Raw genomic sequence first — 26,642 nt, 5'->3', positions numbered from 1 at the left:
ATTCAGCTTGTCGAGGGCCGTATGAGCAGACGTAGCGTAGGGGCCGCTACCGTGAACGCCGAGAAACGAGGTCCATGCCTCCCTTGTGCCGATCTGCGCTGCAAATTCGTAGTCCCGCTGGGACTCCGCGTCCGGATCGACCTTTGGGGCAATTTGCGGCACCAGACGCCACGGTATCGCCGCCGAGCGATCCGTAGACGAAGGGCTCCTGCCGCCGCCCCGTGCTCTTCAGCACCTCGTCGCGAACGCGGCCAAGCGTCAGGCGAAGATCGAGGCCCGGCGTCGCGAGATGATTGAGAAGCGCGGTCGCAAACGGGCTGTGCGCACCGTCGCCGTCGCCAGCGCCCGCGCCGGCCTTGGCGGCGAACGCAATCAGCGTATCCGCCGTCGCAGGCTCGATCTTGGCAAGGCCGCGGTTCATCGAACGCGTGGCGACACTGCGTGTCATCCGCTCCGCAAACGGGTTGTCGCGGCAGGCATCGAGGATGACGAGCCGCAGCCGCTTCGCCGGATTTATCGCCTGGAGAATCCGGTCCAGCGGGACCGCCTCGTCCTCGACGTCGAAATCGCTCTGCAGCCTGGCATCTGCCGGAATCAGGAAATTCGCGCCGTTCACCTCGATGCCGTGACCGGCGTAATAGACCACGGCCATGTCGGAATCCGCGGCAACCCCAGCAAAATCGCGCACCGCCCGCCGCATCTCGATGACGCCGAGATCCCGGCGCAGATCGACGACCTCGAACCCCATGCGCTTGAAGACGTCGCTGATCGCAGCCGCATCGTTGTCGGGATTGGCCAGCCGCGCAACGCTCTGGTAGTTGGACACGCCAAGGACCAACGCCACCCGCTTGTCGGCCTGCGCGGTCGGCGCCGCGACCAGGGTCAGAGCAATCGTCAGCGCAACGCGGCCGGCGAGACGCTGCAGGCGGGACATCGGAGCCGGTGGGATCAATCCGACCATGGTGCAAGGCTTCAATCCGTAAGGAGTCCTTAGGCAGGCTCCGGGAAGATTTCGAGGGTCTCCTCCCCTAAGTCAACCCGTCTGTGGCCTATCTCACTTCCCCCGTGCCGCCGTCGGCGTCAGGCCGAACCGCCGGTGACATGGCAGCTGCCGGCGACGCTCGACGTGATCCAGGGGCCGTATCAGCAGTTCTACAAGAACAATCCCGGTACCGCGCGCACTGTCATGCAGCGACTGCCGAGCCCGCCTATGCCGCCGGACAAGCCGGCTGCGACGAAGCAGTAGGCATCGCGTCGGGAACGCCAGAGCGATGCCTTGCGCCCCCAAGATCTTGCGCCCCCATGATTATGGGTGTCGCGGCGCCCGCACCGCGGCTAAACTTGGCCCTGCGCCGCGGGGGACACGCGGTGCAGGGCGATGATCATGACCGAACAGGGCGAGACGGGTGAAGCCATCACCATCCTCCTCGTCGAGGACGACGCGCCGACCTGCTGGCGGCTCCACGATGCGCTGGTCAAGGCCGGCTACGAGGTGCGCAGCGCCGGCACGCTCGCAGAGGCCCGCGCCGGACTCGGCGAGCGGGCGCCGCGCGTGCTGCTCACCGATCTGCGGCTGCCCGACGGCCACGGCGTCGAGCTGATCCGCGAGACAAGGCAGCGCTTTCCCGACACCGAGATCATGGTGATCTCGGCGCTCGGCGACGAGGAGAGTGTGATCTCCGCGATCACGGTCGGCGCCACCGGCTATCTCCTGAAGGATGCGTTCCCCACCGATATCGCCACCACCGTGCGGGATCTGGTCGCCGGCCATTCGCCGATCTCGGCCTCGATCGCCCGTTTCATCGTGCGCAGAACGCAAGGTACCGCGCAGAATGCGGCCGAGCCTCCGCCGGGTCCCGCCCTCAACACCGCAAGGCTCACCCCACGCGAGATCGACATCCTCTGGGGCATCGCGAAAGGTTTCAGCTACGCCGAGATCGCGAGCCATCTCGGCCTGTCCCGGCAGACCGTGCCCGGCCACATCAAGAACATCTATCGCAAGCTCGAAGTGCACACCCGCAGCGAAGCGGTGTTCGAAGCGGTGCAGCAGGGCCTGATCAAGCTGTGAGCGAGATCGCGGCGAAGGCACCGGTCAAACCCGCGCGACGCCGGCTGCTGGTCTCGCGACTCGTGCCCTATCTGCTGCTCCAGGCGCTGATATTGGTCGCGACCGTCCTCGGGCTGCGGCTGCTCCAGCCCAGCGACCCCGACGACTTTGCCCTGAGCGAATTCTCGCTGCGCGAGGACGGCGTGGCGCGTCCCGTGACTTTGCCGCATTTCACGTCGTCACGCTATTCCCTGGCCGACCCGCCGCTCTACACCGGCGCCTTCACGTTCCGCCGCGGCGATGCGGCGTCGGGCTGGTCGGTATTCCTGCCGCGCTTCAGCAACGCGGTGGAGGTCTCAATCAACGGCGTCGTCATCCTGGATTCCCGACGCGATGCCAACGCCAACCGGCCCGACCGCAACACTCCGCAGATCGGGTCGATCCCGTCCTCGCTGCTGCGCGAGGGCGCGAACGAGATCACGGTGCAGCTGTTGGTTTGGGGACCGCTCAAGGGCTTTCTCGACACCGTCTATGTCGGGCCGGATGCGGCCTTGCGCCCGGCCTACGAGACACGCACGCTGATGTTCGTCACGTTGCCCGTGGTGTTCTCCGCCTGGCAATCGATCCTCGCCGTCATCCTGGCGATCATGTGGCTGATGCGCCGCCGCGAGCCGGTTTACGGCGTCCTGGCCGTGGCGATGGTGCTCGGCGTGGTGCAGGCCTTCGCGCCGCCGCCGGTGCCCCCCGTCAACACCTCCCGGCTCGCCGCAGTGTTGCTCGCGTCCGCACCGATCGAGAGCGCCCTGGTCGTCGTCTTCGGCGTGCTGTTCTTCGGCTGGCGCTGGCCGCGTTACGGCATGCTGCTGTTCGCGCCGGGGCTCGTCGTGTTCGGTGTCGGACTGATCGCCGGCCCGCCGCTGCCGCGCATTCTGTTTCTCCTGTTGGGGATTCCCACCGTCGGGCTCTGCCTGCTCCTGATGGCCTGCGTCACCGCTGCCGCAGTGGTGCGGCGGCAGGACGCGGCAAGCTTCACGCTCGGCTGCGCGGTGACCATCGTGCTGATATGCTGGGTCCACGACATGCTGTCGGTGTTCGAGATCGTGACCGACGAGCGCATCTTCCTCTCGCGTCTGTCCTATTCGGCGATGCTGGTCGCGATCGGCGCCGGCTTGACCTGGCGGTTCGCGCGCGCGCTGAACCAGGTCGACAGCTTTGCCGGCCAGCTCGTAACGCGCGTACGTGAGGCCGAGGAGCGGCTGAAGGCGAGCTTTGCCCGCGAGGAGGAGCGTGCACGGGCCGCCGCGCTTGCCAATGAGCGCACGCGGCTGATGCGCGACCTGCATGACGGCCTCGGCGGCCAGCTCATCAGCATCGTGGCACTGTCCGAGCGCGGGCACGAGGGCGCGACCATCACCGACGCCGCCCGTGCGGCGCTGAAAGACCTCCGCCTCGTCATCGACTCCATGGACGACATCGGCGGCGACCTGATGCTCGCACTCGGCTCCTGGCGCGAGCGCGCGACCGCACAATTGCGACCGCACGACATCGCACTCGACTGGCACGTGGCGACGCCGCAAGGGCTGCCGCTGCATCCCGAGCTCAGGCCATGGCATGTCATCCAGATCGTGCGCATCCTCGACGAGGCCGTGACCAATGCGGTCAAGCACGCAGAGGCCCGCCGCATCGCGGTCACCATCGAGACGGTCGACGGAGGTCAGGGACCGTACGGTGTGATCAGGGTCGCGGATGACGGCAAGGGCTTTGCGAACGGTTCTGCGCCGGTCGGCAGCGGCGGGGCCACCGACGCGAGCCAGACCGCGCGGGGCCTTCGCAACATGAGGAGCCGTGCCGCGCGCTGCGGGGCGATGCTCGATCTCGGTTCGGATTCCTCAGGCACGCGCGTGCGGCTGCAATTGCCGCAGATTTTCCCCGACAGCGATGCCGCCGTCGGCTGAAAAGCCCCCTCTCCGAACGTGTGGGACGCGCGGAGAGAGGGACGGGCCGGATGATTTGCCTGCGGAGGACGGGGGGTTCGTCCGCACGGCTCCTTCGCCCGAACTCTTTCGTTGTTCTCAGCGCACGCCCACGCGATTGACCGGACCACCGCGATTCATCGGCGTGCCCGCGCGCACGCCGACACCGGGCGCACCGACCCCGGGTGTCGCCACGGCGACCGCGGCGGCCGGCGCTACCCTCACCGCTGCCGCCGGTCGTACCACGCAGCCTTTGGGTATGCCGACCGTCTTGCAATAGACCACCGCTTGCGCCGGGCTCGTGCCCAGCGACACCATCGCCGAACCTGCCAGCGCCAAAATCGTCAACCCGGCGCTCAGCGCTCCCGCTCTTTTCGACATCTTGCTCTCCTGCTTGCCGTTCGGCGTCCCGATGCAATCACCGGGTCTCGCAGCCGACGTGCAGCCTGAATGACAAAAGACGGCGCGCTGATACATGCCATGAAAATGGGGGTACGGCGGCGGGACGGGCTGGCCGATGCCATGAACATGGCATGGACCCGCGCCCGGCGGTCGCGAGATGGTCCGGCCCGCTTGATCCCAGGCGGGACCAACGACATTCCCAAGGAGGTGTTTTATGAAGATTTCGGTTCTTGCCGTACTGCTGCTCGCCGCTACCGCCCAGACCGCCGCTGCGCAATCCGGTCCGACCCCGCAGGAGCAGATGACCTGCCGAAGCGACGCGAGCAAATTCTGCGCCGAACACATCGGCAAGCCGCCGCAGATGAATGCCTGCCTGCGCGAGAACAAGTCGAAGCTTTCGGACGGCTGCCGCAAGGTCGTGGAGTCGCACGGCGGGTGAGTGGTCGCCGTCCACAGCACAAATCTCGCCGGTGTTGCGTCAGACCATAGCCGTCGATGCGCCCGTCATAGATCGCGCGCGACGGCGAGGACGGACCTAATCGTCGTCGCCGAATAGCCTGATCTGCGGAAAGCCGCCGCGCGGCCGGCTCGGGACCTCGCGCGCATCCGCATCTTCGCGGATGTTGCGCGCGACGTCGTCCCAATCGGTCCGGTCGCGCATCCCACGCGGCTCGCGGGAATCGTAATGACGTCGCTCGGCCCAGCGCTCACGGCGCTCCGTCCGGCGCCGTTCAGACGTGGCCCCCCGCTTGACGTCAGAATCCCTGGCCTTGGCAAAGGCGTTGTCGGGTGGGGATGACGGCTCTGTCGACGCCTGCTGTGCAGCAGGCTTCGCGAGTTGCGGAGGCGATGCCGGCGCTGGCTTGGGCGGCTCTACCGCAGCCGCTTGCAAGGGCTGTTGCGCTGGCTGTTCAGCGTTGGCCTGAGTGGTCTGCGTGCCGGGCTTCGCAGCTTCGGATTTTGCTTCAGGCGTGGATTCGGGTTTAGCGTCGGATTTGGCTTCGGCCTGCGCTGGCGCGGCGACCATGGCGCCGAAGGCTTGCGAGCCGGTGAGATATTGCAAGCGCTCGGATGGCGCGTCCGTCGTGGCGGGCTTGGCGTCAGCGCGTTGCGCCATCTTGCTGGTATCAGGCCCCTGCTTGGGCGAGACCGGATTCATGATATTGCCGGCGACAATGCCGCCGCCGAGACCAATGGCGATGGCTGCGACGATGGTTCCTGCACCGACGAAATAGGCTGTCGAGGCGCGCATTGGTCCACTCCCTCTTTGGAGCGGGCAACGCTTGTCAATTGCCGGATGTTCCCGATATAGCCGCAATTCCGGAAGGAACTTGCGGGTTAGATCTGCTGCGCGACCTTCTCGAGCCCGATGATGCGGGCGAGCTTGCGGACTTCCTCTTTCTGGTCGTCACGCAGCTGGAACAGCAGCGGCATCGCCGCCGACTTCAACTGCTGGACCTCGTCGCAATTGGGATCGATCGGAACACCCTGCACGTTCGGATTGGACAGCTTGTTTGCCGAGATCTTGCGGACAACATTGCGCAGCGCGGTTTCGACCGAGGGCCAGTAATATTCTTGCGACGACGACAACTTCAGACGATCCCTGATGCCCGCGATCTGCACATCGGAGAGCAGCGAATAGGATTTCTGCGGCTGCGGCTTGGCGACGACCTTCGGCTTGGCCGGGACTTCGACGGCAGGAATCTCTGCAGCGGCCGGAGCCTCGTTCACGCTCGCCTTGGGCATCGGGAAATCGGATGGCGTGGCGGCGGCAAACGCTTGGCGCAGCGGCTCGGTCAGCACGGGCATTTGCGAGAGCTTGTCGGCAGGAACCTGGACCGGGTCGAACGCGGCCGAGGCCAGGGCCAGCGTCGGAACCAGACGATCGGCCTTGGCGGCCCGATTGGTTGCAAGCGGCTTGGGTGCCGGCGCCTGCGTGATCATGTCGGCGCTGACGCTGGGCACGCTGTCGCGGCCGAGAATGGCGGTGGTGGCGGCGCCGAGGACGAGGAAGCAGGTCAGCACGACGATGGTGATGGCTTTCGACAAACGTCTCTCCGCAACCGGCTTCAAGTCCACGTGATCACTGCCCGGAAACTGGGCGAAAATTAAGGCTTAACCGTGCCATTGCGACGGCAATCGCGCGGACTACGGCGACATTGCCTAGAAAGCTCAACAAAATCAGGCAGCTATCGCCAGATCGTAGGCGTCCTGGATGTCGGCCACGATCTCCGAGGCCTCCCAGACTCCGCGCGGCTCGACCGATTGCAGCGCCACCGTCCAATTGCCGCCCCGGCGGGTGCGGGGGACGCTGACGATGTCGAAGCGCACATTGCGACACAGCGGGTGGCGGGCCAGCGCATGGGCTACGCGAACACGAATCTCGTCCAGCGAAGCCGCGGTCTTGGCGTTCAGAAAGTCGAAGTCCATCGCCTGTCCCTCTCGGTCCTGATTGGCGGCCGTGAGAGGGATTCTTGCCGGGCGTTGGTTAATCTGCCGTTAAGTGCGGGCCTCTAAGGAGCGCTCGATTAACCGTGAGGGGGCGACGGGCCCTGTCGGTCTCCGCATTTTTACGGGGAGAGGCGGCCACCCGCCTCCCGATACTCCGCGACCGTCCGCGCGACGAGACCGTTGACTTCCATCACTTCGGTCACACCCGATATCGAGTGCCCGCCGCTCCAGATATCGCGCCAGCGCTTTGGGCGGCTCTCGCGTGCGTTGACGTCGATGTCCTTGCCGATGTCGATCGCGCCGCGCGCCGGCAGATCGTCGGGGTCGAGACCGGCCGCGACGATCGACGGTTTGAGCATGCTGGTCTGCAGGCCCGTGAACGCGGTGGTCAGCAAAATGTCGTCCGCGCTGCCGTCGACCAGCATGCGCTTGTGACGCTCGTCCGCCATGCTCTCATGGGTCGCGATGAACTTCGTGCCCATGTAGCCGAGATCGCAGCCGAGCACTTCGGCGGCGCGCAATGCGTGGCCGTCGCTGATGCCGCCCGCGAGCACGATGATGCCATCGTAGAACGCGCGCACCGCGCGGACGAAGGCGAACGGATTGAGCCAGCCGGTTTGCCCGCCCGCGCCGGCGGTAAGCAGCACGAGCCCGTCGGCACCTGCTTCCGCCGCGCGTTCGGCGTGGCGGATCGAGGCAACGTCCGCAAGCACCAATGCACCGGCGTCGTGCAGCGGCTTGAGCACCGGCGTGGGCGAGCCGACCGAGGTGATGACGATCTCAGGCCTGTGGTGCAGCAACACGGCGAGATCCTGCTCCAGCCGTGCATTGGAGCGGTGCACGATCAGGTTTGGGCAAAGCGGCGCGGCCTTGCGGCCGGTTTGATCTTCGTGCCGCAGCAGCCGCGTTTCGATGTCGGTGAGCCATTCATCGAGTTGTTCGGTGCTACGGCAATTCGCGCTGGGGAAGCTGCCGATCACGCCGTTGCGGCAGGCCGCGACCATAAGCTCGACGCCCGACACCAGAAACATCGGCGCGGCAATCAGTGGCAGGGCGAGGCGACCGTGGAAACGTTGCAGCCGATCCGACGTCACGCATGCCTCCCCTCGCGCGGGCTTTGTCGTTCCATCCCGCATTCCCTATGCTAGCGTCGCGGCAAACATTGGCACGCCAGAAGCCGATGACAAAGCAGCGAGGAAACATATGTCCGATCCGCTCCACGCATCGTCGCCGACTTGCGCGCAGGCGCTGCGGGCACTGTCGCGCTATCCGGGCCGAACTGCTTTCGCCTGGCCCGGCGGATCGCTGAGCTATCAGGGCACCATCGACCTGATCGGACGAATCCAGGGCGTGTTCATGCGGCTTGGATTGCAGCCCGGCGCGCGGGTCGCCTTCCTCACCGCGAACCGCGCCGACACCTGGTGCGCCGGCGTCGCCGCGCAATTGTCGCGGCTCTGCGTCACCGGGCTGCATCCGTTGGGATCGCGGGGAGACCAGCTGTTTCAGCTCGAGGATTCCGGGGCCGAAATGCTGGTGGTCGATGCGGCCGCCTTCCGCGATCGCGGCGGCGAGCTCGCCGCGCAGGCGCCCTGGCTCAAGGCGGTCTTCACCATGGGACCGGCCGACTATGGCGTCGACCTGTTGCAGGCGATCGAGAACGAAGGCCATGCCAGCGCGCATTGCCTCGCCGGCCCCGACGATCTCTCGACGCTGAATTACACCGGTGGCACGACCGGCAAATCAAAGGGCGCGTTGCGCTACCACCGCGAAAATGCCGGGGCCGCGGCCGCTATCCTCGCCGATTTCGAGATCCCCGATGGCGCGCGCTATCTCGCCGTCGCCCCGATCAGCCATGTCGCCGGCACGAAGGTGCTGCCGACCCTGATGCGTGGCGGCACCGTGCACATGCTGAAGGGTTTTGATCCCGAGGCCGTGCTGGCGACGATCGCACGCGAGCGCATCAACTTCACATTGTTCGTGCCGACCATGATCTATGTGCTGCTCGATCATCCCGCGCTAGACAAAACCGACCTCTCCTCGCTTGAGCTCGTGCTCTATGGCGCCTCCGCGATGTCACCGAGCCGGCTGATCGAGGGGATCGAGCGCATCGGGCCAGTGTTTTCGCAACTCTACGGCCAGACCGAATGCTATCCCATCTCGGTGTTGCGCAAGGCGGATCACGATCCCAACAGGCCGGAGCTGTTCCTGTCATGCGGTTTCCCGATCGCGGCGTGCGAGGTCAACATCCTCGACGACAACGATCAGGAAGTGAAGACGGGCGAAGCCGGCGAAATCTGCGTCCGCGCTCCACACGTCATGGCGGAATACTGGAAGCGGCCGGACATCACCGCCGAGACGCTGAAGAACGGCTGGGTGCACACCGGCGACATCGCTCGCAAGGACGATCGCGGCTACATGTTCATCCTCGACCGCAAGAAGGACATGATCGTCTCCGGCGGCTTCAACATCTTTCCGCGCGAGGTCGAGGACGTGCTGTCGCAGCATGCGGACGTAGCCATGGTCGCGGTCGTTGGCATCCCCGACGAGAAATGGGGCGAAGCCGTCACCGCTGTCGTCGTCCTGCGCGAAGGCGCAAAACCTGACGCCGATGAACTGATCAATCTGGTGAAGACGCGAAAAGGCTCGGCCCATGCGCCGAAGCAGATCCAGTTCGTCAAGCAACTTCCGATGACCGGCGTCGGCAAGGTCGACAAGAAGGTGCTGCGCGCGAGCTTTTGGAGCGGGCGGGGCCGGATGGTGGGATAGATAGGGTGCCTTACCGCTTCTCGATCACAAGGCTTTGCACGGCGCGGCCGAAATAGCCCTGCCGGTCGGCGAGCCGCGACATCGCAAGCCCGGCGCCATCGGGACCGATCCAGGAATCGCCGTCGAGCAGGATCCATTCGCCGACCGGCTGGCGCGAAAAGCTCACGGTGAGGTCGGCGTTAATATAGGTCCAGGCGCGGAAATCGAGCGACGAGGCGGTGCCGTTGGAAAAATCAGCCGCGACCACGGCGCGCATCGCCTGCGAGAGCGCTTCGCCTGCGATCAGGGGATGGTCGACGCGAAACCAGATCGCGCCGGCGCCGGCCTGGCCGAAGCGGCCGCGCGCGGCGCGCATCGACACCGATCGCACGAACGGACTGGTGGCGGCATGACCGTCCTCGAGCAGCGAGTCCTCCGGCGACGGCAGCGTAACCGGCAGCGCCTTGACGTCCTCGGGCAGCGTCAACGCCTGGCGCTTGATCTTGAGCACGGTGGCGCCAACCACCTGGACGCCGTCGGCGAGCAGCTTGACCCCGCAGAGCTGGATCTTGCGGCCCTCGCGCAAGATCTCGGTCGCGATCGTGAGCGGCGCCACCGGCACCGGGCGCATCAGGTCGATGGTGACGCGCGCGATGTCCATCGCGACAGCCGTCGGAATGCGCTCAGCCGCCCACGTCACCAGCGCGGCCGGCGCCGAACCGTGCTGCATACGCCGGTCCCACGGGCCCGCGGCATCCGGGCTGGTGACGACGCTGTCGCCGTCGACGCGGTAGATGGGGGTCATCGGTTCTCCGTGATGCACATCCGGCGCTCAGCGAGAGCTGTCGTCCCGGCCCCCCATGCGCAATTGCGCACTAGGCCGGGACGACTAAGATCACAACGGCGGATCGACCGCCTCGTCGTATTCCTTCTTGAAGCGCGCGATCATTTCGGCGGCGGGCACGATGCCGTCGATGCTGCCGACGCCCTGGCCTGAACCCCAGATTTCCTTCCAGGCTTTTGGCTTGGCACGCTCGCCGGAGGCATCAGTGCCGAAGTTCATCTTGGAGGGATCGGACGTCGGCAGGTTCTCCGGATCCATGCCGGCGGCGAGAATCGACGGCTTCAGATAGTTGCCGTGCACGCCGGTGAAGAGGTTGGAATAGACGATGTCGTCGGCCGTCGCGCCCGCGATCATCTCCTTGTACTTCTCGACCGCATTGGCTTCCTTGGTGGCGATGAAGGCCGAGCCGATATAGGCAAAGTCGGCGCCGAGAATGCGCGCGGCGCGGATCGCCTTGCCGTTGCCGATCGCGCCCGACAGCGCGATCGGGCCGTCGAACCATTTTCGAGTTTCGGCGACGAACGCCAACGGCGAGATCGTGCCGGCATGGCCGCCCGCGCCCGCCGCGACCAGGATCAGGCCGTCGGCACCCTTCTCGATCGCCTTGTGCGCGAATTTCTGGTTGATCACGTCGTGGAAAACGATGCCGCCCCAGCCGTGCACGGCCTGATTGAGCTCCTCGCGCGCGCCGAGCGACGAGATGATCATCGGCACCTTGTACTTGGCGCAGAGCTGCATGTCATGGTCGAGCCGGTTGTTCGACTTGTGCACGATCTGGTTGACCGCAAACGGCGCCGACGGCTTGTCGGGATGCGCGCGGTCATAGGCCGCGAGCTCTTCGGTGATGCGCGCCAGCCACTCGTCAAGCAGCTCCGGCGGCCGTGCGTTCAGCGACGGAAACGAGCCGACCACGCCCGCCTTGCACTGCGCGATCACGAGATCGGGCACCGAGATGATGAAGAGCGGCGAACCGATCACGGGGATCGACAGGCGTCCCCTAAACAAGGCAGGCATGGACATTGCGGAACGGTCCTCTGTTAGCAGACGCATTGAAGGTTGGGAGCCATACCAACAAGGCAATCTTTCCACTGTCAAGTATTGCGTTTTGGCGCCGTGGAGGACGGCGTTACCGCAATTCCAAGCGGCGGAATTCAGCGCGGGACGACGCCATCACGCAATCAGATCCGGATTGATCAGCCGCTCGAACGAGAACATCTCGTCCCATTTCTCCTGCGTCAGCAGCTTACGCTCGACCACGACGATCTGGTGCAGCGACTTGCCGCTCTTGTAGCCCTCGCGCGCGATCTCGGCGCATTGCTTGTAGCCGAGCAGCGGCTTCAGCACCGTGACGATACCCAGCGAGTTCAGCACCATGTTGCGGGTGTGTTCCTCGTTGGCAGTGATGCCCACGACGCAATTCTCGCGCAGGCTGTTGACCGCGCGCTCCATGGTGCGGATGGAGAAGAACAGCGCGAACGAGATCACCGGCTCCATCACATTGAGCTGGAGCTGGCCGGCGGACGCCGCGAGCGTCACGGTGGTGTCGAGCCCGATGACGAGGAAGCTGGTCTGGTTGACGACCTCGGGGATGACAGGATTGACCTTGCCCGGCATGATCGAGGAGCCCGGCTGAAGCTGCGGCAGGTTGATCTCGTTGAAGCCGGCACGCGGGCCCGAGGCGAGCAGGCGGATGTCGTTGCAGATCTTGGTCAGCTTGCTCGCGGTGCGCTTGAGCACGCCCGAGAGCTGCACATAGGCGCCGGTATCCGACGTCGCCTCGACGAGGTCGCCTGCAAGGATGAAGTCGACGCCGGTGAGCGCGCTCAGATGCCGGACCGCGAGCTTGGGATAGCCGTGCGCAGCGGTGACGGAGGTGCCGATCGCGGTGGCGCCGAGGTTGATCTCGCGCAGCAGCGCGCGGGCCTCGGAGATTCGATCGACCTCCTCGCCCATGGTGGTGCCCCAACCCCGGAATTCGGCGCCGAGCGACATCGGCACCGCGTCCTGCAAATGGGTGCGGCCCATCTTCAGCACGCGCTCGAACTCCCTGCCTTTGGCGAAGAACGCCTCCTGGAGCTGACGCAGCGCCGTCATGTAGCTCTCGAGCCGCAGGATCAGCGCCAGCCGAAAGGCGGTCGGATAGGTATCGTTGGTCGACTGGCCGTAATTGACGTGATCGTTGGGGCTGACGTGCTGGTAGTCGCCCTTCGCAAAGCCGAGCGATTCCAGCGCGAGATTGGCGATCACCTCGTTGGCGTTCATGTTGGTGGAGGTGCCGGCCCCGCCCTGGATGAAGTCGGTGACGAACTGGTCCATCATATCGCCGGCGATGACGCGATCGCAGCCCACGATGATGGCTTCCGCGACCTTGGTGTCCACCGCGCCGAGATCGCGGTTGGCCATGGCGGCGGCCTTCTTGACGTAACCGAGAGCCTTCACGAAGTAAGGCTCCTGGTTCATCGGAATGCCGGTGATGTGGAAGTTCTCCTTCCCGCGGATGGTCTGGACGCCGTAATAGATATCGTCGGCGATCTCACGCTGTCCGAGGAAGTCCTGCTCCGTGCGGCTCATGGGCGCTCCTTGCTTTGCTCGCGCGACGTCCTCAGTTCTGGCACAGCGCGCTGGTGACGAAGGTATCGGTGCGGCAGTCATCCGGTTTGCGTTGCCTGCCCGGAATCAGAACCTTGGCCGAGCACTTTTCCGCGGAATCGGCATTCAGGCTCTTGCCTTCCGTGTAGCCCTTGCTCTGGCAGAGTTTATCGGCGGCGAGCTTGCAGTCGGGCGCTCCATTCGACGAGGCCGGACAGGCCACGCGCCCCGACACCATGGTCGACGGCTTCGCCAGGCGCGACAAATCGTTCATGGTCTCGCTCGGGCTTTTGATCGGCGGCAGGATCGAGGGCAGCTTGTCGAACAGCTTGCCCATTTCGTTGATCAGCCCGGGATTTTCCTCATGCGCCGGCGGCGACGGAGGGGCTGTCGAGGGCGCCGGTGCGGCCTGCGGTCCTTGCTCCTGCAAGCCGAGCGCCGGAGGTGCGGATTGCGGCCATCCGGCACCGCCGGCAACGAGCAGGACCGAAAGCACCGCAAATGTCAGCGTCCCCAGTCGCCGGACCGGAATGCCGGATGAAAGCATCATGACGCCAACCGTAGCCGAACCTGACGCGGTGGCAAAGCGCCTTGGGTGTTAGATCAATTTGACTGCGACGACAAAGCCGAGCACGAGCACCGCGGCGCCGATTGCCACCACCAATCCGAGATGCTTCTCGATCTTGACCCGGATCCAGTCGCCGTAGCGGTTGAGCAGGATCGCCACGATAAAGAAGCGCCCGCCACGCGCCACGATCGAGCACAGGATGAAGAGCCCGATATTGTAGCCGGCAAAGCCGGACGTGATGGTCACGAGCTTGTAGGGGATCGGTGTCAGGCCCTTGAGCAGGATGATCACGGCGCCCCATTCGGCATAGGAGGCACGGAAGGCGTCGACCTTGCCGCCCAGGCCATAGACCTCGATCAGCCAATGGCCGACCGAGTCGAAGAGCAGCGCACCGATGGCGTAGCCCAACAGCCCACCCAGCACCGACGTCGCAGTGCAGATCCCCGCATAGACCCAGGCGCGTTGCGGGCGCGCCAGTGACATGGGGATCAGCATCACGTCCGGGGGGACGGGAAAGAAGGAGCTTTCAGCGAAAGCCACCGCGCCCATGATCCAGAGCGCGTAAGGCTTGTGAGCGGCGTCGATGCACCAATCGTAGATACGTTTCAGCATGGCGCCGCGATGAAGCACCATGGGACGGATTTGTCCATGCCGAGATGGGACCGATTTGTACCAATACTAGTGGCGCTTGCGCGCGGTGCGGCCTTCGAGCGCGACGATTGGCCGCCTGGCGACACGCGGTGACGCACCTTTGGGCAGTTTCATCGCCGACTTCGGCAGCTTCTCGGCGATGCCGAGCATGTCTTCACGCCGCGTCATCTCGCGCCAGACGTCCTCGGGGCGCACACCGGCCGAGGCCCAGAGCACGGTCAGATTGTAGAGCAGGTCGGCGCTTTCCCGGATCACGGCTTCGCTATCGCCGTTGACCGCGTCGATGACGACCTCGATAGCCTCTTCAGCCAGCTTTTTCGCCATTTTTGACGGGCCGCGCTGAAACAGCCGCGCGGTGCGCGATGTTGCCGGATCAAGGTCCCTGGCCGCGAGCACAGCCAGATATAGCCGCTCAAGCGAATCACTCATGTACGCAAAGCTACTCTAAACCCATAGCGGGGACGTTAACGCACGACAACAAAAGCAAAAAGCCGGCCGTCGCGGCAAGCGCGACGGCCGGCTGGTCAACACTTGCTAGCCAAAGCTAGTAGCAAGTCGAAAGGTTACCCTGGCCGCCTTGCGCGGACTGGTACGGGCCGCCGCAACGGTGATACGGGCGCGGACCGATATACGAGTCGCCGCCGTAATAGACCGGACCGTCGTCGTAGTAGACCGGGCCGCCGCCGTAATAGGCAGGAGCATCATAAGCGTAGGCGTCACGAGTCGCTGCGATTGCGAGGCCGGTGCCGATAGCACCGGCAATGGCCGCGCCGGCAAGGGCCGCACCGCCGCCGCCACCATGCCAATGACGGCCGCCCGCGTATGAAGCGGTCGGAGCCATTGCGGTCAGCGCCAGCACCGCGGCGGTAGCGAGAACGGCCTTACGGCCGACAAATCCCGAAAATCTATCAAACATGTCCTGGACCCTCCTTGGGACCTCGAATGGTGCCTGGTGACAGGCTCGTGTCTCTCAAACACCCGCATCCCATGTTGGGTTCCCCTACCCCAACACAAGCTGAACGGGGTTGCGTGATCGTGACGCAACCGCCGCTCATCCGCCGTTCATGTTGGCGCGGACAAGCTTATCGCCAGCCGGCGCTCCGAGCGTCACCAAGCCATAACAACACCGGACCGGCGCGACTGATGTTCGAATTCGCGACAATCGCTCTTCGCGGCCTGCTGGCCGCTGCAATTTCTCTTGCGGCGCTGACTGCGCGCGATGCTACCGCGACCGAAACCGCCGCGCCCTCCATTGCGATCCATTTCACCTTCGACCGCCCGATCGATGCGAGCATGGCGCCGTTCTTTCTTGCCGCAAAGGACGGCAGCTTCAGCGCCGAACGTCTCAACGTCTCCTTCAGCAGCGCGGCCGGATCGCCGGAGGCGCTTGCGCGCGTCGCCAAGGGCGACAGCGAGCTCGCGCTCGTCGACATCAACGAGCTGATCCGCTTCCGCGACAAGGATGCGACACTGGTCAAGGCGGTGTTCGTGCTGTTCAACCGCGCGCCCTACGCGATCATCGCCCGCAGGAGCCGTGGCATCCACCTCCTGTCCGACCTGGACGGCAAGACCGTCGGCGTTGCCGATAGCGATCTGTCGATGCGGCTGTGGCCGGCGCTGGCGCAGCAGAACGGCATCAACACGGCTCACGTGAAATTCCACAAGATCAGCGCCGCGGTGCGCGAGCCGATCCTCTCCGCGGGACAGGTCGATGCCGTCGCCGGCTTCAGCTATCTCTCGGCAGTGAACCTGCGCGACCGCGGCGTACCAGGCGGCGATCTCGTCGCGCTACGCTATGCCGATTATGGTTGCGAGGCCTATGGCTTTGCCGTCGTGGTCAACCCGGCTTTCGCCGCGGCCAAGCCGGACACCGTGAAGGGATTCGTTCGCGCATTGATCGCCGGCATCAACGCGACCGTCAAGGAGCCGGCGCGCGCGGCGGACGAGGCCGCGAGCCGCATTGAGGACGGCGACCGCGATCTTGAGCTGGAGCGCCTGCGCACCGTCCTCGTTGACAACATCCTGACCGACGAGGTCCGCCGCAACGGCCTCGGTGATATCGACCCGGCGCGCATGGATCGCGCGATCGACCAGATCGGGCAGGATTTCAAATTCCGCAAACGACCGGCGGCGGGCGACATCTTCGACGGCGGGTTCTTGCCGCCCGTTGCAGGGCGGTTGATCAACTGAGCAAAACCGGCAGCTTCCGCTATATCTCGCAGCCGATCCCTGATTAGAGTATGGGCTCACTCCGTTCTATCCGCCCGAGCTCCTCGCCCATGCCCATTCTCCGCCTCTACACCCGCGTTCTCGAGCTGCTCGGCAAGGAGGCACGGCTGGGCTGGCTGCTCGCGATCGTCAATCTCCTGCTTGCGGGCTCGCAATTCGCCGAACCGGTGCTGTTCGGCCGGATCGTCGATGTGCTCTCCGGCAAGACCGTCGCAGGCTCCAACTCGGCCTGGCCGTTCCTGGTTGCCTGGGTCGCGTTCGGGCTGTTCACCATCGCCTGCAGCGCGGTCGTAGCGTTGCAGGCCGACCGGCTCTCCCACCGCCAGCGGCAGGCGGTCCTGACGGACTATTTCGAGCACATCATGCAGCTGCCGCTGACCTTCCATTCCGGCACCCATTCGGGCCGGTTGATGAAGGTGATGCTGAACGGCACAGATGCGCTGTGGCGATTATGGGTCGGCTTCTTTCGAGAACATTTTGCCGCGATCCTCTCGGTCGTGGTGCTGCTGCCGCTGTCGCTCTACCTGAACTGGCGGCTTGCAATCCTGCTGTTCGTGCTTTGCATCGTCTTCACCGCGCTGACCACCTTCGTGGTGCGCAGAACTTTCGGCATGCAGATGGAGGTGGAGGAGCACTACAGCGAGCTCTCAGCGCGCGCGTCCGACGCCCTTGGCAATGTCGCGCTGGTGCAGAGTTTCGTGCGCATCGATTCCGAGGTGAAGGGCCTGCGCTCCGTCGCCGACGAGTTGCTAGCGGCGCAAATGCCGGTGCTGTCGTGGTGGGCGCTCGTCACCGTCATCACGCGCGCCTCCACCACGATCACGGTGCTCGCGATCTTCACTTTCGGCATCGCGCTGCACGACCAGGGACTGACCTCGGTCGGCGAGATCGTGATGTTCGTGAGCTTCGCGACGCTTCTGATCCAGAAGCTGGAGCAGGTCGTGAGCTTCATCAACAACGTGTTCATGGAAGCCCCGCGCCTGCGCGAGTTCTTCAACGTGCTCGATGCCGTGCCTGCGGTGCACGACCGGCATGACGCGATCGATGCGGGTCGGCTCTCCGGCCTCGTCGAATTCAACGACGTCACCTTCTCCTATGACGGCAAGCGGCCGGCTGTCGAGGATCTCTCCTTCACCGCGCTTCCCGGCCAGACCATCGCGCTGGTCGGCGCAACCGGCGCCGGCAAGTCGACGGCGATTGCGCTGCTGCATCGCGCCTTCGATCCGCAGTCCGGCTTCATCAGGATCGACGGCATGGACGTGCGCGGGGTGACGCTGACATCGCTGCGGCGGAACATCGGCGTGGTCTTTCAGGAGGCGCTGCTGTTCAACCGCTCGATCGCGGAGAATTTGCGCGTCGGCAAGCCTGATGCCACCGAGGTCGAGATGCGCAAGGCGGCGGAGCGCGCGCAGGCGCTCGAATTCATCGAGCGCAGCGGCGGCTTCGAGACCAATGCCGGCGAGCGCGGCCGCATGCTGTCCGGCGGCGAGCGCCAGCGGCTGTCGATCGCCCGTGCACTGCTGAAGGATCCGCCGATTCTGATCCTGGACGAGGCGACCAGCGCACTCGACGCCGTCACCGAGGCAAAGGTGAATACCGCTCTCGACGAAGTGATGAAGGGTCGCACCACCTTCGTGATCGCCCATCGCCTCTCCACCATCCGCAATGCCACGCGCATCCTGGTGTTCGAGAACGGACGTGTGATCGAAAGCGGAACTTTTGATGAACTCGTGGCCAAAGGCGGCCATTTCGCCGACCTCGCCAGGGCTCAGTTCATGGTTCAGGAGAACGCACGGGCCAGCGTGACAGCGGCTGAGGCTGCCGCGACGGCAGCCAAATCATCTTAGCAAGTCGCCTTGGCAAGTCCCCATCATACCGTCGAAATTCGGCCCATTTCATTGCGGAATACCCCGCTGATGCCCCTATTCCCGACGCACCAGCCGGTATAGGTTTGCGGCGCCGCAAGCGGCGGCGCTGGATTTCAGAACCGAACATCAGATCACGAGAGCCGACCGGAACCGTCGGGTCTCCAAGGACCGGAATCGGATAGTGCACGCTCTTCGCCCGCTGCTTCGTCAATCCCTGTTCAACCTGCTCGCCGCGGCACTCGCATGCGGCGCATTGCTGGCGCCGCGCGCGGCGAGCGCCGAAGCGCTGCTCCTGATCGAGGCCGACAGCGGCAAGGTGCTGCAGGCGGAAAACGCGACCATTCCCTGGTATCCGGCTTCCGTCACCAAGATCATGACCGCCTATGTGACGCTGAAGGCGGTCAAGGACGGCAAGCTCACACTCGACACGATCCTCACGGTGTCGCCGACCGCAGCCTCGCAGTCGCCCTCGAAGATGGGGTTCCGCCCAGGAACGCAGCTTACCGTCGACAACGCACTCAAGATGATGATGGTGAAGTCGGCGAACGACATGGCCGTCGTGCTCGCCGAAGGCGTCGGCGGTTCGATCGACGGCTTCTCGGCGCTGATGAACGACACTGCGCAGAAGCTCGGCATGACGCAGACGAGCTACGTCAATCCGAACGGCCTGCCCGCCGACGGACAGATCACCTCCGCGCGGGATCTCGGCATTCTCGCGCGCTCGTTCCTGCGCGATTTGCCCGAGTACGAGTATTTCGTGCACATTCCGGCTATCCGCTTCGGCAAGCGCGTCACCGGGAATTTCAACAAGCTGATCGGCCGCTATCCCGGCGCCGACGGTTTCAAGACCGGCTTCATCTGTGCCTCCGGTTACAACCTCGTCGCATCGGCCACCCGCAACGGCCGCCGGCTGATCGCCGTCGTGCTGGGCGCCAACTCCGGGACCGCGCGCGCGGTGAAGGCGGCGCAGCTGCTGGAGCGCGGCTTCTCGCAAGACAATCTCACCTGGCTCCGGCCCTCGCTCGGCACCGTGGACAAGCTGGTGCCGGTCGACGCCTCGCCGCCGAACCTGCGTGACGACATGTGCGGCGGCCATCGCAAGCGGCCGGCCAGCGACGATGACGACGCACTGATCGCGACCAATGGCGGCACGTCCGGGTCCGCCTCGGCCACGGGCGGCGAAGCCCAGGTCACCTTCTTCACGGCCGGGCTTCAGCCGCCGCTGATGAAGGCCTCCGAGCTGATGGCCTCGGCCCCGGCGGCGGCCGAGCCCGTGCTGGTCTATACCGGTCCGACCCGCACCGGGACCGCCCTGATCGCAGCGGTCGCGGCCGATGCCGACCAGCAGGCCACGCCAAAGCCGCGTGGCAAGAAGTCGCGCGTCGCCAAAAAGCCCGACGCGGCAGACAAGCCGAAGGATGCCAAGACGGCGGCGGCAAAGCCCGACGCCAAGCCGGTGGCGGCCGCCAAGCCGGCCGACGCCAAATCCGCAGCCAAGCCGGCCGGCACCAAGCATGTCGCAGCCAAGCCCGATGCGGCGGCAAAGCCTGCGGCAAGCGGTGAGCAGGCGGCCAAGCCCGCCAAGCCCAAGGCCGCGACCAAGCCCGCCAAGCCGGCCAACAACAGTTAACGGCCGACGCGAGGCGAGACCGCGCCGCACTTCGCACTTGCGGCAGCGCCGTTTGCGAGGATTCCGGTAGCCACTCCCTGACGTTTGTCTTAAGCCTCGACCGCTTGCCACCCGTTCCGGCAGGCTCGATACTGACGGCAATGAGGCAAGCCCGAGACACAACGGGCTCTGGTCAATGAGGGGAGTTTCCATGGAGCGCATCTGGCTTAAGCAATATCCGTCCGGCGTCCCCGCCGATATCGAGCCGACGCAATATTCATCGCTGGTAGACCTTCTGGAGGAGAGCTTCGCCAAGTTCGCCGACCGCAAGGCGTTCATCTGCATGGACAAGTCGATCAGCTATCGCGATCTCGACCAGATGTCGCTGGCGATGGCGTCCTACCTGCAAGGACGAGGCCTGCAACGCGGCGCCCGCGTCGCGATCATGATGCCGAACGTGCTGCAATATCCGGTCGCGACCGCGGCCGTGCTGCGCGCCGGTTTCGCCGTGGTCAATGTCAATCCGCTCTACACGCCACGCGAGCTCGAGCACCAGCTCAAGGATTCCGGTGCCGAAGCCATCATCGTGCTGGAGAATTTCGCCCACACCGTCGAGCAGGTGATTGCGAAGACGCAAGTCAAGCACGTCATCGTCGGCAGCATGGGCGACCTGCTCGGCTTCAAGGGCGTGATCGTCAATCTGGTCGTCCGCCGCGTCAAGAAGATGGTGCCGGCCTGGTCGCTGCCGGGCGCGGTGTCCTTCAACGACGCGATCTCCGCGGGCCGCTCTCTGGCCTTCAACAAGCCGAAGCTGTCGCCCGGCGACGTCGCCTTCCTGCAATATACCGGCGGCACCACCGGCGTGTCCAAGGGTGCCACCCTGCTTCATCGCAACATCGTCGCCAACGTCCTGCAGAACGACGCCTGGCTGCAGCCGGCGATGGCCGCGCCGCCGCATGTCGATCAACTCATGGTCGTCTGCGCGCTGCCGCTCTATCACATCTTCGCGCTGACGGCCTGCTACCTGCTCGCGGTGCGCGCCGGCGGCTGCAATCTCCTGATCCCCAATCCGCGCGACATCCCGGGCTTCATCAAGGAATTGGCGAAGTACCAGGTCAACAACTTCCCGGCCGTGAACACGCTCTACAACGGCCTGATGCACCATCCCGACTTCAAGAAGCTCGACTTCTCCAAGCTGAAGATCTCGAACGGTGGCGGCATGGCGGTGCAGCGCCCCGTCGCCGAGCAGTGGAAGGCGATCACGGGCTGCTCCATCGCCGAAGGCTACGGCCTGTCGGAGACGTCTCCGACGCTGACCTGCAACACCACGACCGATCCCGAGTTCAACGGCACCATCGGCATCCCCGTGCCCTCGACCTGGATCTCGATCCGCGACGACGACGGCAACGAGATGCCGCTCGGCCAGCCCGGCGAGATCTGCGCCAAGGGCCCGCAGGTGATGTCGGGCTACTGGAACAGGCCGGAGGAGACCGCCAAGGTGATGACCGCGGACGGCTATTTCCGCACCGGCGACATCGGCATCATGGACGAGAGGGGCTACACCAAGATCGTCGACCGCAAGAAGGACATGATCCTGGTCTCCGGCTTCAACGTCTATCCGAACGAGATCGAGGAAGTGATCGCGAGCAACCCGGGGGTGCTCGAATGCGCCGTCATCGGCATTCCCGATTCCAAGTCGGGAGAGGCGGTGAAGGCGTTCGTGGTCAAGAAGGACCCGAACCTCACGGCGGAGGCCCTGGTCAAGTTCTGCCAGGAGCAGTTGACGGGCTACAAGGTGCCCAAGCACATCGAATTCCGCACCGACCTGCCGAAGACCAATGTCGGCAAGATCCTGCGCCGGCAGCTCCGCGACGAGAAGAAGGCGGAGGCGGCGTAAGCGCCTCTTTCGTTCATGACCGACGACAGCAACATCAGTCCGGCCGGCATCCTCGCCTTCTGGCGCGAGGCCGGCCGCGATGCCTGGTACGAACGCAACGACGCATTCGACGCGGAGGTCAGGCGCCGCTTTCTCGCCCTGTGGCAGAAGGCGGTCGCCGGCGAGCTCTTGTCATGGGAGGCGACCGACGAGGGCGCACTCGCGCTCGTCATCGTGCTCGACCAGTTTCCGCGCAACATGTTTCGCGGCACGTCGCAGGCCTTCGCCAGCGACGCGTTGGCGCGCGACGTCGCCCGCGGCGCCATTGCGCGGGGTGCAGATCAAAGGATCGACCCGGTCCTGCTCGAATTCCTCTATCTGCCCTTCATGCATTCCGAGCACCTGCCCGACCAATTGCACTGCGTCGCGCTGTTTCAAAACACCGACAATACCGAAAACCTGAAATACGCGCGTGAGCACGCCGACATCATCCGGCGGTTTGGCCGCTTTCCCCACCGCAACCGTCTGCTCGGCCGCGACACCACACCGGACGAGCAGGCCTTCCTCGACGGCGGCGGGTTCGCCGGCTGATGACATAAAGGTGAAGGGTCCCGCCCTCACCGCCTGCCCTACCGGCAACATTGTGCAGCGCCGCCGCACGGTCTAAAAAGCGGGACCGATTTTCAGGGAGACTGACGATGGCGATCCAGACTGGCGACAAGCTGCCCGACGCGAAATTCCGAGTGATGACGGCCGAAGGCCCGCAGGTGAAGACCACCGACGATATCTTCAAGGGCAAGAAAGTGGCGCTGTTCGCGGTGCCCGGCGCCTATACCGGCACCTGCCACAAGATGCATCTGCCGAGCATCTTCCTCAATGCCTACGCCCTGAAGGACAAGGGCGTGGACACCATCGCCATCGTCTCCGTCAACGACGCCTTCGTCATGAACGCCTGGAAGCGCGACACCGACCAGCGCGACGAGGCCATCTTTCTGGCCGACGGCAATGCCGACTTCGCCAAGGCGATCGGCATGGAGCTGGACGCCTCCGGCAACGGTCTCGGCATCCGCTCCAAGCGCTATTCGATGCTGGTCGAGGACGGCGTGGTCAAGAAGCTGAACCTCGAGGCGATGCCGGGCAAGGTCGAGGTGTCCGGCGGCGATACTCTGCTCGGGCAGCTGTAAGTTTTAGACCCTGCCCTTTCCAAGGATGACGTCATGCCCGGGCTTGTCCCGGGCATCCACGTTCTTGGTCTTGCGCGGCAATGCGTGGATGGCCGGGTCAAGCCCGGCCATGACGAACGGAGAGACCTACTCCGCCACCCGCGCCTGCAACCGCGCCTTCACAATCCCGTCGCGCGCGAGCTGATCGGCGCGTTCGTTCTCGGGATGGCCTGCGTGACCTTTGACCCAGTGCCAGCGGATCTCGTGCTGCTTCAGCGCAGCATCGAGGCGCTGCCATAGTTCGACATTCTTCACCGGCTTCTTGTCGGCGGTGCGCCAGCCGTTGCGCTTCCAGCCGTGGATCCAGCCGGTGATGCCCTGACGGACATATTGGCTGTCGGTATAGAGATCGACGGTGCACGGCTTCTTCAGCGCTTCCAACGCGGAGATCGCCGCCATCAATTCCATCTGGTTGTTGGTGGTGTGGCACTCACCACCGTTCAGTTCTTTTTCCTTGTCGCCGAACTTCAGGATCGCGCCCCAGCCGCCGGGCCCCGGATTTCCCGAGCAGGCGCCGTCGGTGTAGATCGTGACAATCGGAAGCTCGCTCACGCCACCAGCCCTGACGGCAACAGCCCATAGTCGCGCACGCTGGAAACGCTCTGGTGGAAGCGCAGCTTGCGGACATATTCCAGCGGATCCTTCGGCCGAACCAGCGCGCCGGGCGGAACGTTGAGCCAGTCGACCAGCCGCGTCAGCAGGAAGCGCATCGCGGCGCCGCGCGCGAGCAGCGGCAGCGCGGCCTCTTCCGCCTCGGACAGCTTTCGCACACGGCCATAGGCGTTGAGGAAGGCCCGCGCCTTGGTGACGTTGAAGGAATGTTCCGGCTCGAAGCACCAGGCGTTGAGGCAGATCGCGACGTCATAAGCCAGCATATCATTGCAGGCGAAAGTGAAGTCGATGATCCCAGAGAGCTTGTCGCCCAGGAAGAAGACGTTGTCGTTGAAGAGGTCGGCGTGGATCACGCCTTCGGGCAGCTGCGTCGGCCAGACCCCGCTCTCGAGGTAGTCGAGCTCGTGGCTCAGGAAGGCGCGCAGGCCGGGCTGCACCTCGTCGGCCCGCTGTGACGCCGCATCGAACAGCGGCCGCCAGCCCGGGACCGACAGCGCGTTCGCACGCCTGATCGCGAAATTCGCGCCGGCCAGATGCATCCTGGCGAGCCCCTCGCCGACGCCGGCGCAATGGGCCGCGTTCGGCTTGCGCGGCCAGACGCCTTCGAGAAAGGTGATGATCGCGGCCGGCCGGCCCGACAGCTCGCGCAACGCCTCGCCGTCCGTTCCCTTCACCGGCAGCGGGCAGTTGACGCCGTGTTCGGCCAGATGCGTCATCAGCGCGAGGAAGAACGGCAGATCGTTCTTCGCCACGCGCTTCTCATAGAGCGTGAGGATGAACGACCCCTTGGTCGTATGCAGCAGGAAGTTGGAATTTTCGACGCCCTCGGCGATGCCCTTGTAGGAGAGCAACTCGCCGAGATCGTATTGGTTGAGAAAGTCCGCAAGCTCGTCGGCGGCAACGTCGGTGTAGACCGCCATGAAGGTCTACTCGGCGGCGGCTTCGGGGCGCACCTGGCGCGGCAGCGGGAAGAACTCGTTCTCTTCCGCGGCCGAGACCGTCTCCACATGCAACGTGAAGCGCTCGGCGAACGCGTCCATGATCTCCTCGACGATCACTTCCGGTGCCGAGGCGCCCGCGGTGATGCCGAGGCTGGTGATGTTCTCGAACCGCTTCCAGTCGATTTCGGTGGCGCGCTGCGCCAGCACGGCGATCGGGCAGCCCTCGCGTTCGGCGACCTCGCGCAGGCGCTGCGAGTTCGACGAGTTCGGCGCACCGACCACGATCAGGGCATCGACCACCGGCGCCACCTTCTTCACCGCGAGCTGGCGGTTGGTGGTGGCGTAGCAGATGTCTTCCTTGTGCGGCCCGTTGATGTTCGGGAAGCGTTCCTTCAGGAGCGCCACGATCTCCGCGGTGTCGTCGATCGACAGCGTGGTCTGGGTCACGAAGGCGAGGTTGTTGGGGTCCTTCGGGGCGATGGTCTTCGCGTCCTCGGCGGTCTCGATCAGGGTCACGGCGCCGGTCGGGAGCTGGCCGAGCGTGCCCACCACCTCCGGATGATGGGAATGGCCGATCAGGAAGATCTCGCGGCCGCGCTTGAAATGGATCGCGGCCTCGCGGTGGACCTTGGTGACCAGGGGGCAGGTCGCGTCCAGCGAGAACAAATTGCGGGACGTGGCGTCGGCCGGAACCGACTTGGGCACGCCATGAGCCGAGAATACCACCGGCGCGGTGGTGTTTTCCGGTATCTCGGCGAGTTCCTCGACGAAGATCGCGCCCTTCTTCTTCAACCCATCGACGACGTACTTATTGTGCACAATCTCGTGGCGAACATAGACGGGGGCACCGTATTTATCGAGCGCCCGTTCCACGGTGTCGATCGCCCGGACCACCCCGGCGCAGAAGCCACGGGGAGAACAAAGCACGATCTTGAGGTCTGGTTTGGCTGACATTGAGCGATCTCGGGACCGAATCACCTCGCCAAACGGGCGGGAAGCGGTCGATGAATGAATAGGGCTTGGGTACGGTCTTACAGGGACTTCAGAGGGAATTGGGCCCCCTTTCGGGCGCTGTCAAGGCACTATCTATAGCAGAACCATTGCGTGGCTACCCCCTCCGGGCTTATATAGCGCGAATTCCCAGTCATCGCTGATGACCACCGGTTTCGCCTCCAAAGGGGTGGGCGAAGCACAAAGGAGATTTGCCATGAGCAACGCACCTCTGATGCCCAAGGCGACCGCCGTCTGGCTGCTCGACAACACCGCGCTGACCTTCGATCAGGTCGCCGATTTCACCAAAATGCACCCTCTCGAGGTGCGCGCGATCGCCGATGGCGACGCCGCCCAGGGCATCAAGGGCATGGATCCCCTCTCCAACGGCCAGCTGACCCGCGAGGAGATTGAGAAGGGCGAGAACAACCCGGACTACCGGCTCCGCCTCCAGGAGAGCAAGGTCGTTCTGCCGCCGCAGCCCAAGCGCAAGGGCCCGCGCTACACCCCGGTCTCGCGCCGCCACGAGCGCCCGAGCGCCATCCTCTGGCTGCTCCGCAACCATCCCGAGCTCAAGGACGCCCAGATCATGCGCCTGGTCGGCACGACCAAGAGCACGATCGCCAGTGTCCGCGATCGCACCCACTGGAACACCTCCCAGCTGACGCCGATTGATCCCGTCACCCTCGGCCTCTGCTCGCAGATCGAACTCGATTTCGAGGTCGCGCGCGCGGCCAAGGAAAAGCCGATCGACGCAGCCTATGGCGGCGCCACCCTGCTGCCGGCCTCCGAAACCACCAAGAAGGACGAGTACGAACCCGCGGAGAGGTCCAGCGACGATCTCAACGTCGATGCCGTGTTCGCCAAGCTGAAGACGCTCGGCGGCAAGAAGCAGGACCAGGAGGAGGAGTAATCCTTCACTCTTCAGTCGTCATCGAATGCAAGCGCGGCGGGGAAACCCGCCGCTTTTTTTGGGTGACGCAAGAAGCTTCAGCAACCTCGTCATTGCGAGCGCAGCGAAGCA

Annotated in this window: 28 protein-coding genes; 12 read left to right on the top strand and 16 right to left on the bottom strand. The window is 64.9% G+C overall.

Annotated elements, in window-relative coordinates; all coding sequences use genetic code 11:
• Positions 1-46: 46 nt before the first annotated feature.
• Positions 47-961 (bottom strand): caspase family protein, encoded by a 915-nt coding sequence (locus ACVIN2_RS24350; protein ID WP_456767501.1) that lies wholly within the window; start codon positions 959-961, stop codon positions 47-49.
• A 135-nt stretch (positions 962-1,096) separates the two neighbouring features.
• Between ACVIN2_RS24350 and ACVIN2_RS24345 the strand changes: the two genes are divergently transcribed.
• The 3 genes from ACVIN2_RS24345 to ACVIN2_RS24335 all read left to right on the top strand — a co-directional run bounded on the left by ACVIN2_RS24345 (position 1,097) and on the right by ACVIN2_RS24335 (position 4,002).
• On the top strand, positions 1,097-1,246 hold the full coding sequence (locus ACVIN2_RS24345; RefSeq protein WP_456767500.1) for a hypothetical protein: 150 nt from the start codon (positions 1,097-1,099) through the stop codon (positions 1,244-1,246).
• 138 nt (positions 1,247-1,384) lie between these two features.
• Complete coding sequence (locus tag ACVIN2_RS24340) at positions 1,385-2,068, top strand: response regulator (protein WP_456767499.1); 684 nt, start codon at positions 1,385-1,387, stop codon at positions 2,066-2,068.
• Entirely contained in the window at positions 2,065-4,002 is a 1,938-nt protein-coding gene (locus tag ACVIN2_RS24335) for an ATP-binding protein (RefSeq protein WP_456767498.1), read from the top strand. The genes ACVIN2_RS24340 and ACVIN2_RS24335 overlap by 4 nt, the downstream gene beginning before the upstream one ends.
• Before the next feature lie 117 nt (positions 4,003-4,119).
• Here the strand turns inward: ACVIN2_RS24335 and ACVIN2_RS24330 are convergent, their stop codons facing one another.
• Positions 4,120-4,401, bottom strand: a complete 282-nt coding sequence (locus ACVIN2_RS24330; RefSeq protein WP_027565657.1) for a hypothetical protein — start codon at positions 4,399-4,401, stop codon at positions 4,120-4,122.
• A gap of 235 nt (positions 4,402-4,636) precedes the next feature.
• On the opposite strand from ACVIN2_RS24330, the gene ACVIN2_RS24325 reads away from it, so the two are divergent.
• The gene (locus ACVIN2_RS24325) at positions 4,637-4,861 is read left to right on the top strand and encodes a cysteine rich repeat-containing protein (RefSeq protein WP_007597470.1); all 225 of its coding nucleotides are present in this window, start codon (positions 4,637-4,639) and stop codon (positions 4,859-4,861) included.
• 96 nt (positions 4,862-4,957) lie between these two features.
• On the opposite strand, the gene ACVIN2_RS24320 is transcribed toward ACVIN2_RS24325, so the two are convergent.
• The 4 genes from ACVIN2_RS24320 to ACVIN2_RS24305 all read right to left on the bottom strand — a co-directional run bounded on the left by ACVIN2_RS24320 (position 4,958) and on the right by ACVIN2_RS24305 (position 7,967).
• Positions 4,958-5,674 carry a hypothetical protein gene (locus tag ACVIN2_RS24320; RefSeq protein ID WP_456767497.1) on the bottom strand — a complete coding sequence of 239 codons (717 nt, stop codon included), beginning with the start codon at positions 5,672-5,674 and terminating at the stop codon, positions 4,958-4,960.
• 86 nt (positions 5,675-5,760) lie between these two features.
• On the bottom strand, positions 5,761-6,471 hold the full coding sequence (locus ACVIN2_RS24315; protein ID WP_456767496.1) for a hypothetical protein: 711 nt from the start codon (positions 6,469-6,471) through the stop codon (positions 5,761-5,763).
• Positions 6,472-6,603: 132 nt separating this feature from the next.
• Complete coding sequence (locus tag ACVIN2_RS24310) at positions 6,604-6,852, bottom strand: hypothetical protein (RefSeq protein ID WP_027514201.1); 249 nt, start codon at positions 6,850-6,852, stop codon at positions 6,604-6,606.
• Positions 6,853-6,992: 140 nt separating this feature from the next.
• The gene (locus ACVIN2_RS24305) at positions 6,993-7,967 is read right to left on the bottom strand and encodes an NAD(P)H-dependent flavin oxidoreductase (protein ID WP_456767495.1); all 975 of its coding nucleotides are present in this window, start codon (positions 7,965-7,967) and stop codon (positions 6,993-6,995) included.
• Positions 7,968-8,076: 109 nt separating this feature from the next.
• Here ACVIN2_RS24305 and ACVIN2_RS24300 point away from each other — a divergent pair, with 109 nt between their 5' ends.
• The gene (locus tag ACVIN2_RS24300) at positions 8,077-9,639 is read left to right on the top strand and encodes an AMP-binding protein (protein WP_456767494.1); all 1,563 of its coding nucleotides are present in this window, start codon (positions 8,077-8,079) and stop codon (positions 9,637-9,639) included.
• 10 nt (positions 9,640-9,649) lie between these two features.
• On the opposite strand, the gene ACVIN2_RS24295 is transcribed toward ACVIN2_RS24300, so the two are convergent.
• The 7 genes from ACVIN2_RS24295 to ACVIN2_RS24265 form a co-directional block, all read right to left on the bottom strand.
• On the bottom strand, positions 9,650-10,423 hold the full coding sequence (locus tag ACVIN2_RS24295; RefSeq protein ID WP_456767493.1) for a thioesterase family protein: 774 nt from the start codon (positions 10,421-10,423) through the stop codon (positions 9,650-9,652).
• A 90-nt stretch (positions 10,424-10,513) separates the two neighbouring features.
• Positions 10,514-11,482: an NAD(P)H-dependent flavin oxidoreductase gene (locus ACVIN2_RS24290; RefSeq protein WP_007615379.1), complete on the bottom strand. Its 969-nt coding sequence runs from the start codon at positions 11,480-11,482 to the stop codon at positions 10,514-10,516.
• Positions 11,483-11,632: 150 nt separating this feature from the next.
• On the bottom strand, positions 11,633-13,033 hold the full coding sequence (locus tag ACVIN2_RS24285) for an aspartate ammonia-lyase (protein WP_211398962.1): 1,401 nt from the start codon (positions 13,031-13,033) through the stop codon (positions 11,633-11,635).
• A 31-nt stretch (positions 13,034-13,064) separates the two neighbouring features.
• A complete protein-coding gene (locus tag ACVIN2_RS24280; protein ID WP_456767492.1) occupies positions 13,065-13,601 on the bottom strand; it encodes a hypothetical protein in 537 nt (178 codons plus the stop codon).
• Positions 13,602-13,649: 48 nt separating this feature from the next.
• Complete coding sequence (locus tag ACVIN2_RS24275; protein ID WP_456767491.1) at positions 13,650-14,252, bottom strand: YqaA family protein; 603 nt, start codon at positions 14,250-14,252, stop codon at positions 13,650-13,652.
• A 45-nt stretch (positions 14,253-14,297) separates the two neighbouring features.
• Positions 14,298-14,699: a phosphoribosyl-ATP diphosphatase gene (hisE, locus tag ACVIN2_RS24270; protein WP_456767490.1), complete on the bottom strand. Its 402-nt coding sequence runs from the start codon at positions 14,697-14,699 to the stop codon at positions 14,298-14,300.
• 115 nt (positions 14,700-14,814) lie between these two features.
• Entirely contained in the window at positions 14,815-15,186 is a 372-nt protein-coding gene (locus ACVIN2_RS24265; protein ID WP_027514210.1) for a hypothetical protein, read from the bottom strand.
• 227 nt (positions 15,187-15,413) lie between these two features.
• Here ACVIN2_RS24265 and ACVIN2_RS24260 point away from each other — a divergent pair, with 227 nt between their 5' ends.
• The 6 genes from ACVIN2_RS24260 (at position 15,414) to ACVIN2_RS24235 (ending at position 23,036) form a co-directional block, all read left to right on the top strand.
• Positions 15,414-16,460, top strand: coding sequence for an ABC transporter substrate-binding protein (locus ACVIN2_RS24260; protein WP_456767489.1), 1,047 nt, complete (start codon positions 15,414-15,416; stop codon positions 16,458-16,460).
• 89 nt (positions 16,461-16,549) lie between these two features.
• The gene (locus ACVIN2_RS24255; RefSeq protein WP_456767488.1) at positions 16,550-18,346 is read left to right on the top strand and encodes a glucan ABC transporter ATP-binding protein/ permease; all 1,797 of its coding nucleotides are present in this window, start codon (positions 16,550-16,552) and stop codon (positions 18,344-18,346) included.
• A gap of 202 nt (positions 18,347-18,548) precedes the next feature.
• Positions 18,549-19,997 (top strand): D-alanyl-D-alanine carboxypeptidase family protein, encoded by a 1,449-nt coding sequence (locus tag ACVIN2_RS24250; RefSeq protein WP_456767487.1) that lies wholly within the window; start codon positions 18,549-18,551, stop codon positions 19,995-19,997.
• Positions 19,998-20,187: 190 nt separating this feature from the next.
• A complete protein-coding gene (locus tag ACVIN2_RS24245) occupies positions 20,188-21,873 on the top strand; it encodes a long-chain-fatty-acid--CoA ligase (protein WP_456767486.1) in 1,686 nt (561 codons plus the stop codon).
• A gap of 15 nt (positions 21,874-21,888) precedes the next feature.
• A complete protein-coding gene (locus ACVIN2_RS24240) occupies positions 21,889-22,443 on the top strand; it encodes a DUF924 family protein (protein WP_456767485.1) in 555 nt (184 codons plus the stop codon).
• Positions 22,444-22,550: 107 nt separating this feature from the next.
• A complete protein-coding gene (locus ACVIN2_RS24235) occupies positions 22,551-23,036 on the top strand; it encodes a redoxin family protein (RefSeq protein WP_456767484.1) in 486 nt (161 codons plus the stop codon).
• A 126-nt stretch (positions 23,037-23,162) separates the two neighbouring features.
• Here ACVIN2_RS24235 and rnhA read toward each other — a convergent pair whose 3' ends face one another.
• From rnhA to ispH, 3 genes are read right to left on the bottom strand one after another with little or no spacing between them, the layout of a single operon-like run.
• Positions 23,163-23,627, bottom strand: a complete 465-nt coding sequence (rnhA, locus tag ACVIN2_RS24230; protein WP_456767483.1) for a ribonuclease HI — start codon at positions 23,625-23,627, stop codon at positions 23,163-23,165.
• The gene (locus ACVIN2_RS24225; RefSeq protein ID WP_456767482.1) at positions 23,624-24,607 is read right to left on the bottom strand and encodes a homoserine kinase; all 984 of its coding nucleotides are present in this window, start codon (positions 24,605-24,607) and stop codon (positions 23,624-23,626) included. The genes rnhA and ACVIN2_RS24225 overlap by 4 nt, the downstream gene beginning before the upstream one ends.
• A 6-nt stretch (positions 24,608-24,613) precedes the next feature.
• The gene (gene ispH, locus ACVIN2_RS24220; protein WP_007597506.1) at positions 24,614-25,582 is read right to left on the bottom strand and encodes a 4-hydroxy-3-methylbut-2-enyl diphosphate reductase; all 969 of its coding nucleotides are present in this window, start codon (positions 25,580-25,582) and stop codon (positions 24,614-24,616) included.
• Positions 25,583-25,835: 253 nt separating this feature from the next.
• Here ispH and ACVIN2_RS24215 point away from each other — a divergent pair, with 253 nt between their 5' ends.
• Entirely contained in the window at positions 25,836-26,531 is a 696-nt protein-coding gene (locus ACVIN2_RS24215; protein ID WP_007597507.1) for a DUF1013 domain-containing protein, read from the top strand.
• Positions 26,532-26,642 lie beyond the last annotated feature (111 nt).

The sequence above is a fragment of the Bradyrhizobium sp. USDA 3650 genome, assembly GCF_054057395.1.
The sequence above is the reverse complement of the archived record's forward strand: the minus strand, read 5'-3'. Positions and strand labels throughout refer to the sequence as shown.